The 15070-nt window shown below is 41.8% G+C and carries 17 protein-coding genes; all 17 read right to left on the bottom strand.

Annotated features, from left to right (window positions below):
- Positions 1-23: 23 nt before the first annotated feature.
- The 17 genes from MHI20_RS04005 to MHI20_RS04085 all read right to left on the bottom strand — a co-directional run bounded on the left by MHI20_RS04005 (position 24) and on the right by MHI20_RS04085 (position 14979).
- Complete coding sequence (locus MHI20_RS04005; protein WP_144665680.1) at positions 24-533, bottom strand: YpoC family protein; 510 nt, start codon at positions 531-533, stop codon at positions 24-26.
- Positions 530-1192 (bottom strand): endonuclease III, encoded by a 663-nt coding sequence (gene nth / locus MHI20_RS04010; protein WP_008344602.1) that lies wholly within the window; start codon positions 1190-1192, stop codon positions 530-532. The genes MHI20_RS04005 and nth overlap by 4 nt, the downstream gene beginning before the upstream one ends.
- Before the next feature lie 17 nt (positions 1193-1209).
- Positions 1210-1914: a DnaD domain-containing protein gene (locus MHI20_RS04015; protein ID WP_007500879.1), complete on the bottom strand. Its 705-nt coding sequence runs from the start codon at positions 1912-1914 to the stop codon at positions 1210-1212.
- A gap of 97 nt (positions 1915-2011) precedes the next feature.
- Positions 2012-3304 carry an asparagine--tRNA ligase gene (gene asnS / locus MHI20_RS04020; protein WP_024718525.1) on the bottom strand — a complete coding sequence of 431 codons (1293 nt, stop codon included), beginning with the start codon at positions 3302-3304 and terminating at the stop codon, positions 2012-2014.
- 116 nt (positions 3305-3420) lie between these two features.
- Complete coding sequence (gene tseB / locus MHI20_RS04025; protein WP_144665682.1) at positions 3421-3906, bottom strand: cell wall elongation/penicillin-binding protein regulator TseB; 486 nt, start codon at positions 3904-3906, stop codon at positions 3421-3423.
- A gap of 12 nt (positions 3907-3918) precedes the next feature.
- Positions 3919-4089 carry a YpmA family protein gene (locus tag MHI20_RS04030; protein WP_008344594.1) on the bottom strand — a complete coding sequence of 57 codons (171 nt, stop codon included), beginning with the start codon at positions 4087-4089 and terminating at the stop codon, positions 3919-3921.
- A 132-nt stretch (positions 4090-4221) separates the two neighbouring features.
- Positions 4222-7014, bottom strand: a complete 2793-nt coding sequence (dinG, locus tag MHI20_RS04035) for an ATP-dependent DNA helicase DinG (RefSeq protein ID WP_340936849.1) — start codon at positions 7012-7014, stop codon at positions 4222-4224.
- A 115-nt stretch (positions 7015-7129) separates the two neighbouring features.
- On the bottom strand, positions 7130-7513 hold the full coding sequence (gene panD, locus MHI20_RS04040) for an aspartate 1-decarboxylase (RefSeq protein WP_017359738.1): 384 nt from the start codon (positions 7511-7513) through the stop codon (positions 7130-7132).
- Positions 7506-8372 carry a pantoate--beta-alanine ligase gene (gene panC / locus MHI20_RS04045; protein WP_047945929.1) on the bottom strand — a complete coding sequence of 289 codons (867 nt, stop codon included), beginning with the start codon at positions 8370-8372 and terminating at the stop codon, positions 7506-7508. Before panC ends, panD begins: the two co-directional genes overlap by 8 nt.
- Positions 8369-9208: a 3-methyl-2-oxobutanoate hydroxymethyltransferase gene (panB, locus tag MHI20_RS04050; RefSeq protein ID WP_256688472.1), complete on the bottom strand. Its 840-nt coding sequence runs from the start codon at positions 9206-9208 to the stop codon at positions 8369-8371. The genes panC and panB overlap by 4 nt, the downstream gene beginning before the upstream one ends.
- Before the next feature lie 199 nt (positions 9209-9407).
- The gene (locus MHI20_RS04055; RefSeq protein WP_017367494.1) at positions 9408-10391 is read right to left on the bottom strand and encodes a bifunctional biotin--[acetyl-CoA-carboxylase] synthetase/biotin operon repressor; all 984 of its coding nucleotides are present in this window, start codon (positions 10389-10391) and stop codon (positions 9408-9410) included.
- Entirely contained in the window at positions 10364-11566 is a 1203-nt protein-coding gene (locus MHI20_RS04060; RefSeq protein WP_268431909.1) for a CCA tRNA nucleotidyltransferase, read from the bottom strand. The genes MHI20_RS04055 and MHI20_RS04060 overlap by 28 nt, the downstream gene beginning before the upstream one ends.
- Positions 11559-12704, bottom strand: a complete 1146-nt coding sequence (gene bshA / locus MHI20_RS04065; protein ID WP_058336706.1) for an N-acetyl-alpha-D-glucosaminyl L-malate synthase BshA — start codon at positions 12702-12704, stop codon at positions 11559-11561. Before bshA ends, MHI20_RS04060 begins: the two co-directional genes overlap by 8 nt.
- A 2-nt stretch (positions 12705-12706) precedes the next feature.
- Entirely contained in the window at positions 12707-13411 is a 705-nt protein-coding gene (bshB1, locus tag MHI20_RS04070) for a bacillithiol biosynthesis deacetylase BshB1 (RefSeq protein ID WP_024718519.1), read from the bottom strand.
- Positions 13398-13817 carry a methylglyoxal synthase gene (gene mgsA / locus MHI20_RS04075; RefSeq protein ID WP_035702930.1) on the bottom strand — a complete coding sequence of 140 codons (420 nt, stop codon included), beginning with the start codon at positions 13815-13817 and terminating at the stop codon, positions 13398-13400. The genes bshB1 and mgsA overlap by 14 nt, the downstream gene beginning before the upstream one ends.
- Before the next feature lie 17 nt (positions 13818-13834).
- Positions 13835-14638 (bottom strand): 4-hydroxy-tetrahydrodipicolinate reductase, encoded by an 804-nt coding sequence (dapB, locus tag MHI20_RS04080; RefSeq protein ID WP_017359745.1) that lies wholly within the window; start codon positions 14636-14638, stop codon positions 13835-13837.
- 5 nt (positions 14639-14643) lie between these two features.
- Positions 14644-14979, bottom strand: coding sequence for a nucleotide pyrophosphohydrolase (locus tag MHI20_RS04085; RefSeq protein WP_008344575.1), 336 nt, complete (start codon positions 14977-14979; stop codon positions 14644-14646).
- Between the last annotated feature and the right edge of the window lie 91 nt (positions 14980-15070).

The raw sequence follows: 15070 nt of genomic DNA on the forward strand, positions 1-15070 counted from the left end.
TGCCCTATGTGGCAAGTGCTTTTTTAACGATTTTGTTTTAACTTTCTGAGTGCTTCATATTTTCCATACTGCTTTTTGAGCTCTGTGTATAACTCGTCCAATTGAATAAAGCAATGATATTGGGTAGGTTTAAGCAAAATAAACTCTAATCGTTCTGTCCAGTTAATGGGGGCTACTGGAAACGTCTGTTGTTTAATTTCCTCCCAATCAATGGTTTGAAGCTTCTCTCCTTTGATCCAGTAAAACATTGCAATCATACTGACAATGCCTTGCAGCATATCATCCTCTTCACACCGAGATTTTCTCGTTTGAAAGCGAGGAAGCATGTTGTCTTTTAATTCATTCCACAGATCAAACATCAAAGGAACAAATTCTTCCGTTTTCTTCCACGGTTGCTCATCTAGTAAAGGTTCTGAAGATAGATCAAATGCGAGTGGATTGATTCTTAATATATCCTTTTTTTCGCCGCTTATCTCTACCTTTTTCTCTTTTAGCTTTTCGACATATGAGGTGAAAACAGCTGCTCCGCTCATGCCAGCTTCACCAGCCCTTTTTTCAGCCTCTTCTGCCCTTCTCTGCACATATCAAGAAGTGGACAAGATTCACACTGTGGCCGCTGCGCCTTACAGTGATATCTGCCGAAAAAGATAAGACGATGATGGGTCACGGACCAATCCTCTTTTGGCACCTTCTTCATTAAGGTTTGCTCTACCTCAAGAACAGAATCCTTCCAGCGGCAAATCCCAAGTCGTTTGCTGACACGCTCGACATGTGTATCTACTGCAATGGCGGGAATTCCAAAAGCGACAGACACAACGACATTTGCTGTTTTCCGTCCAACCCCTGGGAGCTTGATTAGCTCATCTCGATCTCTTGGCACTTCACCGCCATAATCTTCAATCAGCATTTGGCTTAATTTTTGAATGTTTTTTGCCTTATTACGATAAAGACCGATCGAACGAATATCCTGCTGCAACTCTTCAAGCGGCACACTTAAATAGTCTTCTGGTGTTTTATATTTTTGAAATAGATGTTTGGTCACTTTGTTCACTAGAACATCTGTACATTGCGCTGAGAGTGCGACAGCAATCACTAGTTCAAATGGATTGGAATGAACAAGCTCACACTCAGCCTCTGGAAACATATCTCCTATAATATCTAAACATTCATTGATTTGTTTTTTTGATAACATGCCTTCTCCTTTATTGGTTATTGTTCCAGCCAATTATAAAAAGGAACTTGTCTTTTATATGAAGATGTTTCTTCTTTTGAAGGTGGGGCTTTTTGCTGCGAACGGAAATGCTGGCTATGCTCTTTCGCTTCTTCCGCTGTTTTCAGCCCTTTCTTTTTCCACTCAAACAATATTCGATCGATATAGCGAAAATTTAATTTTCCGGATAAAACGGCTTCTCTTAGAGCAAGACGAATCATTTCAGCATCATGATGGTCTTGGTCCATCCAGATCGAGAGTGTTTCCCCTTCAAGAGGAGAAAGTGGTCTGCCAAACTCATCTTCAAATAGCGCATATAAAGATTTTTCAGCCTGCACATGATTCTTTTGCAGGTCTTTCGCCTGTTTTGCTTCTAAAAAGTCATACAGCACACCCCATAAGGGTTCTACCGAGTATCGGTCATGCTGAATACCAGACCTGTCTTCAAACGGCTGGATCGAAATAAACCCTTTTTGAATCAAATACTGCACCATATAAGCACATTCTTCGGCCGAAATGGTCATACCATGTGAAAGCTCTTCAAATGTTTGAAAAAAGACGCCTTGTTCTTCATTCATTTTAATCTTTAACATGACCATCATTTGTGATTCATTCAGTCCTAATTGCTCATAATGGGCAATCAGCAAATTAGGCAAACTGGTCGAACCCATTTTCTGCATATCTATAAATTGCTGCCTTTTCATCGGATACACCTCTTCACTTTCAGTATATCACGTTTTCTCATACGTGCTGCCCTTAAGACGTTTGAAAAAGCCTCCATATGTTGGAGGCTTTCACGTCTTAAGGATATAAACGGTTTAATAATCTTGGGAATGGAATTGTTTCACGCACATGCGGCGCTCCGCTAATCCAAGCAACTGTTCGTTCAAGTCCAAGACCAAAACCTGAATGTGGTACAGAACCATACTGTCTTAATTCTGTGTACCATTTGTACGTTTCTTGATCTAACCCATGTTCTTTTAGTCTTGCTTCAAGCAGATCTAAATCATGAACACGTTCAGAACCGCCGATAATCTCTCCATAGCCTTCTGGCGCAATTAAATCTGCACAAAGGACGACATCATCACGGTCTGGTGCAGGCTGCATATAAAATGGTTTTAATGAGGTTGGGTAATGAGTGATAAAGACTGGTTTATCATAGCTTTCGGCGATCGCTGTTTCATGCGGCGCACCGAAATCATCTCCCCATTCAATGTCATCAAATCCTTTATCCTGCAAGAATTTAATCGCTTCATCATATGTGATGCGCGGGAATGGTGCTTTGATGTTTTCTAATTTTGCTGTATCACGGCCAAGTGTGTGGAGTTCTACTTTACAATTTTCAAGTACACTTTGAACAACGTGAGACACATAATTTTCTTGGTACTCAAGGTTCTCATTAAATTCAACAAATGCCATCTCAGGCTCGATCATCCAGAACTCGATTAAATGACGTTTTGTTTTCGATTTTTCTGCTCTAAATGTTGGACCGAATGAGAATACTTTTCCGAGTGCCATCGCAGCAGCTTCCATGTAAAGCTGTCCACTTTGAGAAAGGTATGCATCTTCATCAAAATATTTAGTAGCAAACAGCTCTGTTGTTCCTTCAGGAGCACTTCCTGTTAAGATTGGCGGATCCACTTTCACGAAGCCTTCTTGATGGAAAAACTCATATGTAGCACGAATAATTTCATTACGGATTTTCATAATGGCATGCTGTTTTTTAGAACGCAGCCATAAATGACGGTGATCCATTAAGAATTCTGTTCCATGTTCTTTTGGTGTAATTGGGTAATCTGTTGCTTCGTGAATCACTTCAATGGATTTCACTTGTAATTCAAAACCAAGTGGTGAACGTTCGTCTTTTGTTACTTGTCCTGTGACATAGACCGATGTCTCTTGTGTCACTGATTTCGCAAGCTTAAAGACTTCCTCTTCCACCTCTGCTTTTACAACGACTCCTTGAATAAAGCCTGTCCCGTCGCGAAGCTGCAAGAATGCAATTTTCCCGCTTGAACGTTTATTGGCAATCCATGCGCCGATTGTTACTTCTTCATCGACGTGTTTGAACACTTGATTAATAGTTGTTTTCAACATATTTCCCTCCAAAGCCAGAAAGAAACTCACCTTGTTAAATAGGTGTGATTCTTTTTTCATACATTTTATTATAACCGTTCTAAATCAGCATGGTCAACGCAAGACAGAAGAAACTATGGTGTTAAATTTTTTTCCACTCGTCCTGTCGTAAAATCAACATAACTGAAACTATATTGGTCGTTCTCATTTAAGTACGTTACTTCCCAAAGGAGGACGTCACCTTCTCGTGCTAATTGAACATTTTTCAGCTTAGAAATGGTGTTCTCCTTTTGAACGGCTTGTACTGCTTGGGTTGAAGTAATGCCTTCTTTTGCTTTTTTAGCAATGACTTTTTCTTTTTTGCTGGCAGGTACCCACACATAGATCGCTTCGTTTTGTTTGTTTTTACCTTCCACAATAAATTGCTTTTCTTTCCCAACAAAGGTATCCACTTGCTCTACTTGTTCTATTGATGCTTGCTTTTTTGCTCGTTCAATCGCTGCCTCATGACCTTCTTCTTTTTGTCCCATGGCAATTTGATAAATCCACGAAAAGCTAATGATGCCAATGAGTAAAACGAGCGCAGCAATGGATGAAATAATCCAAACTATTTTTTTCATGTCAAGCTTCCCCTATGTGCGATATATGGTAAATATCGCTTGATTTTGATCTTCTTGATCTAATGCTAATCCAAACATAAGATCTTCCCTTTTAAGCGTTCTGTTCAGCAAATCGACGATTTTGTATAGGTCTTCTGAATGCTTAATTTGAACAGTTGAAAGTACCTCTATTTTACTTTCCACTTCTAATTCCTCCTCGGTACGTAAATATTGTTAGTCATACTTTTCAATGTGAGAACCGATACTATTTTTACAACGGAACATAAAAAACCGTTACGATAAATTAACTCCAAACCCACACCAGTGAAAGGCCGCTTATGACAGCGGCTTTTCGTTGTTAAGCTTTTCTATATACGCCTCAAGCGACTCTTTGGACATCTCGTGAACTGGTGCATGATGAAGTGATTCTAAAAATAGTTTTCCATACGAAGCGGTTTTCACTCGGCGGTCTAAAATCAGCAATGTTCCGATGTCTTTTTCCGAGCGCAGCAAGCGGCCGGCTCCTTGCTTAAAAGTTAACACAGCTTCCGGGAGAGCGACGGCTTTAAACGGATTCTTCCCCTGTTTTTTTGCCGCTTCGCATTTTGCTTCAATGAGCGGTGAATCGGGCGGGCGGAAAGGAAGCCTTGCCATAATGACGGTCGTTAGCTCTGAGCCAGGAAAATCCACACCTTCCCAGAAACTCCCTGTTCCTAGCAAGATGGCCTGCTTCGCCAATTTGAACATTTTTGTCAATTTTACAGGGCTCCCGCCTGTCAAACCTTGAGCAAACAAGGCCGATTGCATACCTTCTGATTTCAGCTCTTCATACACTGCTTTTAACATCTCATGTGAATTAAATAACACCAATATTTTCGCTTGATCCTGCTTTTCCATGATCTTAATATAATTTGCAGCTTGCTTCACATATTCGCGTTCATCACGGTTTGTGATCGGCGGCATGTCAGCCGGTACAACGACCTTAAGCTGTTTTTCAAGTTCAAAGGGTGAATCAATTTGGACAAGGTGTGGGTAAAAATCTTGCAGGCCAAAACGTTCCAAGCAATAATCAAAGCGTTGATTGATGGTAAGCGTCCCTGATGTGAGGACAACGCTTTTTTTGTTCATGAAGAACCGATCAGCTAGCAACTCCCCTGTATCTAGCGGCTGCGCGTGCATAAAGACAGCATTCTTGGCACCCTTTGCATCAATCTCAATCCAAACGGTTTCATCATTGTTTGGTTCAAAGATAAACCGGTACAGCGTACTGCAGAATGTCTGCATAAATGACATCACTTGATCGTATTCTTCTGCTTCAAATGCAAAGTGTTCTATGAACTGATCACTTTTGTGAAGTAACTCATTTTTTTGCTGCTCATACAGTTTCTCACAAGCAATCAATAATGAACAAAGCTTACTCGCTGATTCTTTAATTCGGACCCACTGAGCATGTTTTGAATGATGACGGACTCTATGAATGAGACGATTGATGTCCGCTTTTGGTTTTGTCCTTTTGACAAAAGAATGTACGGTACTAAAAAATGCGTCACTTTCCATCTGAAGCTGCTGAAGATACTCGTCCATTTCAATAAAGGTGTCAGTTGATAAACCTGCCCCATGAAATCTCTTTTTCAATTTCTTAAGCAGCCCGCCATGCAAAGAGCCAAGCTGCGTTAATTTCGCATGAAGCTGGAGATAAGACGCACTGTCACCTAGCGTTTCATTGGCTGTTTTTTCAAATTGGTGGGCCTCATCAATCACATAGACATCTGCATGCTGAAAGATAGAAGCTCCTTCTGTTTGAGATAAAAGCAGACGGTGATTCGTCAAAATTAAATCAGCGGTTTGAGCCTTTCGTTTAGCCCGTTCATAAAAACAATGTTCTTTAAAACGGCGTTTTTTCGATGTAAATGGCATGTGCACACAAGAGATACGGTCTTTTATATTTGCAGCTCCTGACGGTAAATTCAGTTCAGACAAATCACCTGTTTCAGTGACAAGAAGCCACATTAAAATTTGCGCTTTTGTTAAGACAACATCATAGTTATCATCTTCCTCATGCAGGACATGCTCAAACTTATCTAAACAAATATAATGTGCCCGCCCTTTAAACACACAGGCGGCTGGCTCAAATGGGAGCAATTGCTTGAGCAACGGAACATCGCGCTGAAGCATTTGCTGCTGCAGTAAAATTGAATATGTACTGATAATGACAGGTTTTCCTGATTTCTTTGCTTCTAAAGCAGCTGGTATAAGATAAGCGAGTGTTTTCCCGATTCCTGGCGCCGCTTCAATTAACGCATAAGCTCTTTCATGGAACGCATCTCTTACTTTGTTCATCATCGTGAGCTGGCCTTCTCTTACTTCATAGCCTTCTAATGTTTGAGGAAGCTTCTCTTTTATCTCCTCAAACAGTTGCTCGTCGTCAGCGCCTACTGCATATGTCGATTCAGTGATAGGATTGGTCACATCTTTCACAGCAAAAGATCCTACTTCTACAAGCGAATCATCCTGACTAGAGTGATTGGTTTCAAGCTGCTTAATTAAAAGTCCTATATCACTTAGAAGATAAGAGGATAATCTGCGCAGCTGTTTTAACACATTTGGCGGTGTATTCCTTAATTGATGTAATAAGGTTAAAAATAACATGGCAGTAACTTCCGCATCACTATCCGCCCTGTGCGGGTGGTCATGTGGAAGCATGAGCTCTTCGCTTAATTCAGTTAACTTATAACCTTCAAGCTCAGGATAAAGAATTCTAGAAATTTCAACCGTATCAATCGCTAGCACATCCAGCTCATTTTTCCCGCATGCTTTTAGTTCATCGTTTAAAAAGTTCAAATCAAAATGAACATTGTGCGCAACAAAATAAGCGCCCTGTATGAGATCATACACCTCTTGGGCAATGTCCTCAAAAAACACCGCGTCATCAACCATGTGCTGCTTAATACCTGTCAGCTGTTCAATAAATCCAGGAATCGTTTTCCCTGGGTTCACATATTTTGAATACCGTTCGACAATTTGTCCATTTTCAATGACCACCGCAGCAATTTGAATGATTTTATCACCTTTTTTTGGTGAATTCCCGGTGGTTTCAATATCAACGACAACAAACCTTTGATCGGTCATAAAATGGACACCTCAATTCCTCGTTTCACTCATAGTGAAACACACTCTGGGCAATATAGCTGAAACAGAACAGCTTCCTTATGATGAAACTGTTCTGTTTCCATGTGAGCGTGCGTTATAAAATCGTTCTCGCAGGCTCTTGCCCAATCATTTGTTCAATTTGATTTTGTTTATTTAACACGACCACTTTAGGTGTGTGCGATTTCGCTTCTTCCTCTGACAACATCCCATAAGCGATAATAATGACTTCATCTCCTGGCTGAACCAATCTTGCTGCCGCACCATTTAAACAAATGACACCGCTCTTTCTTTCTCCAGGGATGATATATGTTTCAAGTCTAGCACCATTGTGATTATTGACAATTTGCACTTTCTCATTTGCCATCATGCCTGCCGCATCAAGCAAATCTTCGTCGATGGTAATACTGCCTACATAGTGTAAGTTTGCTTCAGTCACTGTCGCTTTATGAAGTTTCGAGGTCATAAAAGTTCTATACATGCTTTTCACCGCTTTCAGGAACATGGAAAATCACATTATCAATCAGTCTTGCCCGGGAGAACTTCACAGCAGTGGCAATGATCACTTGGCCCGTTAAGTGCTGAAGAGGTTCAAGCTCTGGGTAGGAGTAAATGTCAATATAATCGATTTCTCCACTCGTTTGAAGAATCTCCTCTTCCACTAATTGATAAATACGATTTACATCATGTTCACCATTTTCTACAGCTGTCTGTCCTTTTTTTAATGCCCGGTATAAAGCAGGTGCTTCTTGCCTTTCTGTTTCAGACAAATACACGTTCCTTGAACTTTTCGCTAAACCGTCTTCTTCTCGAACAGTAGGAACAGACACAAGGTGAAGATCAAAAAAGAAATCCTTGATCATCGCATCGATAACAGCGACTTGCTGTGCATCCTTTAGCCCAAAGTATACATTGGTTGGTGCGACAAGGTGAAACAGCTTTGTCAGCACCGTGACAACGCCGTCGAAGTGTCCTGGGCGTTTCTTCCCGCATAAGACGTCTGTACGCTTTTGAACAGTCATCGTAACCGATGGCTCGTCTTTGTACATTTCCTTCACATCAGGTGTAAATAATATATCTACTCCAGTTTCTTCGGCAAGACGCTGGTCTCTTTTCATATCTCTTGGATAGGATTCAAAGTCTTCATTCGGTCCAAATTGCAATGGATTAACAAAGATGCTCATCACTACGATGTCATTTTGATCTCTTGCTTCTTTTGCAAGCGTAAGATGTCCTTCATGAAGGAAACCCATTGTAGGGACAAATCCAATGGAATGCTGCTTCTTTTGATGCTGCTTGATCATTTCTTTTAGTTCATGAATATGGGAGACAACCTTCATTCCTTGATCCCCCCATATAAACCATCAAGGACTTCTTCTTTCATATGAAAGGTATGAGCATCCTCTGGGAATGTGCGTGCTTTTACTTCTTTTGTATATTGTATGAGCGCTTCTTCTAATACAGCATCGATTTGCGCGTATTGTTTCACAAATTTAGGTGTTCTAGATACGCCGTACCCTACCACATCATGGTAAACGAGAACTTGTCCATCTGCTTCAGACCCTGCCCCAATTCCGATCACAGGAATCTTTAGCATGTCAGTAATCCGTTTTGTCAGTTCACCAGGTACACACTCTAACACAAGAGCGATGGCGCCTGCTTCCTCGCATTTCAGACTATCTTCAATCAATTTCTGTGCACTCTCTTTGTCTTTTCCTTGCACTTTATAGCCGCCAAGGACACCGACTGATTGGGGGGTGAGCCCTAAATGGCTTACAACAGGAATACCGCCTCTTGTAAGTGCTTGGATGGATTCAAATACTCCGTCTCCACCTTCAAGCTTTAAGGCATCAGCACCGCTTTCTTGCATAATGCGTGCTGCATTTTTCATCGTTTCTTCTAATGAATAATGATAAGACATAAATGGCATATCCGTCACAACAAATGTGTCTTTTGCGCCTCTTTTGACTGCTTTTGTGTGATGAATCATATCATCCATCGTCACTTGCACTGTGGAATCAAGTCCAAGGACAACCATCCCAAGTGAGTCACCAACTAAGATCATGTCGACTTCCGCTTTTTCCGCTTGCTTTGCAGATGGATAGTCGTATGCTGTCAGCATCACAATAGGTTCGTTTTGTTCTTTCATTTTGAAAAAATCTAACTTTGTCTTCATTTGTTCCTCCTCATTCTGGAGAGGAGATGGCTTGTCTGATCTCACACGCTTTTATCTCTCATGTGCAGACGAATCATCCCTCTGTCCAAGTCCCTTAGGATCAAGGCAGAAATTTATCGAATTTTTCTTCCTAACAGGTACAGTTCTTTTTCAGATACTGCCCACACGAAGTATATCAAAAATGTGCCGGGTGTTCCACTTAAGTTGACTTGATCTCAATGTCAGCGGAGTAGATGTTTTGGATTCCGCCCTCCGTTTCGAGTAAGAGAACCCCTTCATCATTAATCCCAAGCGCCGTTCCAGCATATTGTCCATTGACGGTGCGTGCGATGATACGCTTTCCAATGGTCATCGCATACGATTCCCATAATTGTTTGATCGGAGCAAAACCATAAGTCATATATTCATCATACCTTTTTTCAAAGGTGGACATGATGGTTTGAATCAATGCCGCTCTGTCTACCTTTTCACCCAGCTCCATTTGCAAACTCGTCGCAACATCCTTTAATTCTTCAGGAAAATCATTTGCCGTCTGATTCACGTTAATGCCTGGACCAATAATGACTGCGTGAACTTGGTCAGCTTCTGCTTTTAATTCAGTCAAAATACCAACGACCTTTTTTCCGTTTAGCAAAATATCGTTTGGCCATTTGATTGATGGACTGAGACCCGTTTGCTGCGCTATGGCTTCAGCGATGGCGACAGATGCTAAAAGCGTCATTTGCGGCGCTTTGTGCAGCGGTATTTCCGGCCGGAGAATCAAACTCATCCAAATGCCTGTCCCATTTGGTGAATGCCACGTTCTTTGAAGGCGGCCTTTTCCGTTTGTCTGATGATCACTGACAACAAGCGAGCCGTGCGGGGCTCCTTTATTGACGAGGTCATGGGCAATGAGCTGAGTTGAGGCGACTTCTTCTTGAAAGTAAATATGCCTGCCAAACAGCTCTGTTTCCAAACCAAACAGAATTTCGTCTTCACTAATTTTGTCCGGTTTACGAAGCAGCCGGTATCCTTTTCTTCTGACCGCTTCGACCTCATATCCCTCTTTTCGCAAATCCTCTATATGCTTCCATACTGCCGTTCGGGAGCAGCCAAGCTCATCACATATTTGCTGGCTTGAGACAAAATCTTGCTCAGATGCTGTAAATAGTTCAATTAATCGTTTTCTAATCGCTGATCGCACGCTATGAGCCACTCCTCTATGGCTTCTTTTCGGTTTTCAAGCTGGTTTTGCAAAACGGCTTTTTTTACAGAAGCAAGCTCTTCTGCAATCCATTTACCAGCTGGCTTTTGCCGAAAGGCCATCAAATCTTTTCCTGACACTGCAAGGTCTTGAAGCTGTTTAAGCGGCAACGCATCATATGACCGTTTCGCCGCCTCCAGCTCATCAAAGAAAATGCGGCGCTCATGTTTGAGTTGCGTGATTTTCATACTAGAAAGCAGGACATGTTCACCAGCTTCAAACATTTTTTCCGCATCCCAGTCACAATCAACATATTTGCTAATGGCAACGGCTTCTTTTAAAAGTTTCGTTGATAACTTCCATTCTTTTAAAAAGGACACCGCCTCCGCCTCATCTAGACCAAGTAAATGGATAAAGGCTCCCCACACCTCATCTAACCCATCCAATAAATAATACGGGAAAGCTTGGAACGTTTCATTCAGCTGATCCTTTTTGAGGCCGGGCAATTCTTCATACAATTTGGTGGAGATGAGCACCTTGATGGCTTGCTCACAGTAGCGTCCTTTTAAAAGTTTTTCCATTTCGATTTTTTTGCGTTCAACAGATATATTAGCAAGCAGATGTTTATCTTTTTTCATTGCTTCTTCCGTCTCTTTAGAAAGCTCAAACCCGAGCTGGCTTAAAAACCGCACCGCTCTCATCATCCGAAGCGCATCTTCTTGAAAGCGGCATGCAGGATCTCCAACCGTTTGAATTCGTCTCCGCTTAATATCCCGCTTGCCGCCCACATGGTCAATGATGTCACCATGAATATCCATGGCCACTGCATTGATCGTTAAATCTCTTCTTAAAAGATCTTCTTTTAGTGATGAAATAAACGCCACTTCTTTAGGCCGGCGAAAGTCTTCATATTCTGATTCAGTCCGAAACGTAGTGACCTCATAGCTGACCCCGTCAAGTAACACAATAACAGTGCCATGCTCTTTGCCGACATCTACTGTTTTATCAAATAAAGACTCCACCACATCAGGTGTGGCATCTGTCGCAATATCGATATCCCCAATTTCCCTGCCTAAAAGGACATCTCTCACCGCACCGCCGACAAAATAAGCTTGATACCCATGTTCATGCAGTGTATGTAAAATAGGGATCGCATGTGTGAATGGTTCATTCATTTTCAACATCACCTTCGATCAATTCTAAATAAAGCTCTTCATACTCTCTCACAATTTTGTCAGAAGAGAAATTGGCTTCAACACTAGACTTGGCTGCCATCGATATTTGCTTATGGAGCGCATTGTCTTTCAGAATAGAGATGGCATGTTTTGCTGCTCCATCTACATCACCAAGCGGAACAAGGAATCCTGTCTCTCCATGTGCAATCACCTCTGGAATTCCTCCAACGTCTGTTCCTATACAAGGTACTCCACATGCCATTGCTTCAAGTAGTACAAGACCAAAACTCTCTTTCTCAGAAAGCAGCAGCTTCAAATCACTAATCGAATAGAGCTCCTCCACCTTCTCTTGCTTTCCTAAAAATAACACGCGGTCCGTTAATCCAAGCTTTTTCACAAGCTCGCAAACAACCGATTTTTCAGGTCCGTCCCCAATCAGTAGCAGTTTTGCATTCACCTGTTCAGAAATCTGTTTAAACACATGGATTACGTCATGCACCCGCTTCACTTTTCGGAAATTTGATACATGGATGACGACCTTCTCATCCTGCAGAAGACCATAATGCGTCTTCAGCACTTCGTGATCTTCACGCAAATATACGCGCTCATCGACGAAATTATGGATCGTATCAATTTTTTTATTCGGTTTAATCAGATCGTATGTCTGCGCAGCCAATGAATGTGATACAGCTGTTACGCGGTCAGATGATTCGATCGCAAACCGGATGACTTCCTTTAAAGATGGGTCATAGCCTAAAACCGTAATATCCGTCCCGTGAAGGGTGGTGACGACTTTGACAGACTGTCCAGTCATTTGTTTGGCTAAGAACGCACAGACAGCGTGAGGGACCGCATAATGCGCATGAATAATATCAAGCTTCTCTCGTTTTGCGACTTCTGCGAGTTTACTTGCCAGTGCAAGGTCATAAGGCGGATATTGAAACACAGCATATTGAGTGACATCCACCTCATGAAAATAAATATTCGGATACACTTTATTGAGTCTAAACGGAATACTTGAGGTAATGAAATGAACATCGTGCCCTTTTTCAGCTAAACGTTTTCCAAGCTCTGTGGCAATAATGCCCGAACCGCCAACACTCGGATAACAAGTGATTCCGATCTTCAATTTTTTCATAATTACCCCCCAAGTAAGTCATCGTCCATCAAAAGTGGCTTCTTTGTCAGAAACCCTTCTGCAAAAGGTTTATTGACTTCCCTTCCATACATCGACTCTCTCATTTTGACAAAATCGATATAACCATTTACAAGCGGTGTCTCCACTGAACTCTCTGTTTTGACAAATTGGCTTTTATACGCATGTAAGCTATCAATTTTTTGCTTCATCTCGTCTGAAATATCGATCACAAAATCTGGACGATGGTGGCCATTAATCATGTAATAATACATCTGGCTTATTTTATGCGCTGGCTGCTTGTATGAATCTTCAAATTTATGTATACCTGCAGAAAAAGCGGCCTCTTCTACAAGTGAACCCGCATGACCATGATCAGGATGTCGATCTTGGTGGTGCGGGGCAAAAATAAGTCTCGGTTTGTATGTTCGGATGACACCTGCAATTTCTTTCATCGCTTCGTCATTCAGATAAAGTCCTCTATCTGGCAGCGTGAGCTGGATTCGAGTCGTGACGCCTAAAATGGCAGCGGCTGCTCTGGCCTCTTCTTTTCGGCTTTCAACCGTTCCATTTGAAGATAATTCAGCCTGAGTCAAGTCACAAATCCCAACACGTGCCCCTTTTTTTACGTATTTTGCAATCGTTCCACCCATACCGATCTCTACATCATCGCTATGGGCACCGAATGCAAGGATATCAAGTGGTTTCATGCGTTCCTCCGTTTTTTGCTACATCTCGAAAATCAAACGTACCTTTATTTAAATTCCTGACTAAAATTTCAGCGGTCCCCATATTGGTTGCTAATGGGATGGCATACACATCGCAAAGCCGGATGAGTGCAGATACATCCGGTTCATGCGGCTGTGCAGTGAGAGGGTCTCTAAAAAAGAGCACAAGATCCATTGCATTATCAGCAATCATAGCACCGATCTGCTGATCTCCTCCAAGTGGTCCTGATTGGAAACGATGAATGGGCAGCCCAGTCGCTTCTTTCACTCTTAAACCTGTGGTTCCTGTTGCATAAAGTGTATGATCTGCCAAAAGATCTCGATACGCAATGGCGAATTGAATCATGTCACTTTTTTTCTTATCGTGAGCGATTAAAGCAATGTTCATCAGGGATCCACTCCTTATTAGTCGATAATATTTTCTAAACCATAGACGAGTTGATCAATATGCATCACCTGTTCAACAGAAAGCTTCACACCTGACATAAAGGATGCACGGTTATAAGAATCATGACGAATCGTGAGCGTCTGTCCGTCCATTCCAAACAGCACTTCTTGATGAGCAATCATGCCTGGAAGCCTTACGCTGTGAAGGCGGATGCCATCATAATCTGCTCCTCGTGCACCTTCGATTAGTTCTTTTTCTTCAGGGTGCCCCTGCTTTTTGCTTTCTCTTACTTCAGCAATCATTTCAGCTGTTTTTAGTCCTGTACCGCTCGGAGCGTCCAATTTTTTATCATGATGAAGCTCAATGATTTCAACATCAGGAAAATAATTTGCTGCCATTTTGGCAAACTTCATCATTAAAACAGCACCAACAGCAAAGTTAGGCGCAATAATACAGCCTATCCCTTTTTCTTCTGTTAATTGCTGAAGTTCTTTTAGGTCGTCTTCTGAAAAACCTGTTGTGCCTACGACTGGACGTACGCCATGTTCAAGGGCTTTTTTTGTATGTACTTTCCCGATTTCTGGGGTCGTCAAATCAATTAATACATCCGGTGCTGTTTCTGAAAGACACACGTCAATATCCGTATAAATGGGCGCATCAGATGTTGTATGAAGCACATCTGATAACTTTTTCCCCTCATGTGTGTGATCAAGTGCTGCTACTAGTTCAAAATGGCTTGTTTCTTCTGCCAGCTTGACAGCCTCTATCCCCATTCTTCCTCTTGCTCCAGCGATTACAACTTTGATGGTTTGATTCGTCATCTTCTCTACTTCCCTTCTTTTTTTGTCCAGCGGTCTTTGTCTCTTGTATTGAATTTATGCATCACACGATCATGGGCTTCTTCAAGTGATATATTGAGTGAATTGGCAAGGCATGTTAACACAAACAGCACATCGCCAATTTCTTCTTCCATGCTTTTTTCTGTTTCTGTTGTTTTTTTCGGCTTTTCTCCATAGTAATGGTTGACCTCTCTTGCCAGCTCACCTAATTCTTCTGTCAGACGGGCCATCATGGCAAGCGGGCTGAAATAGCCTTCTTTAAATTGTCCTATGTAATCATCGACTTCTTGCTGCACGTGACGCAGCGTTTTTTCATTCGTCATGAAGCTCATCCTCCTATCCATCTCTTACATGTTAGCGAAATCATAAATATTTGACAAATGTTTAAAACTCAGTTTGCTTGTTTCTCTTCCA

The organism is Bacillus sp. FSL K6-1106, assembly GCF_038005245.1.
Lineage (GTDB): Bacteria > Bacillota > Bacilli > Bacillales > Bacillaceae > Bacillus > Bacillus altitudinis.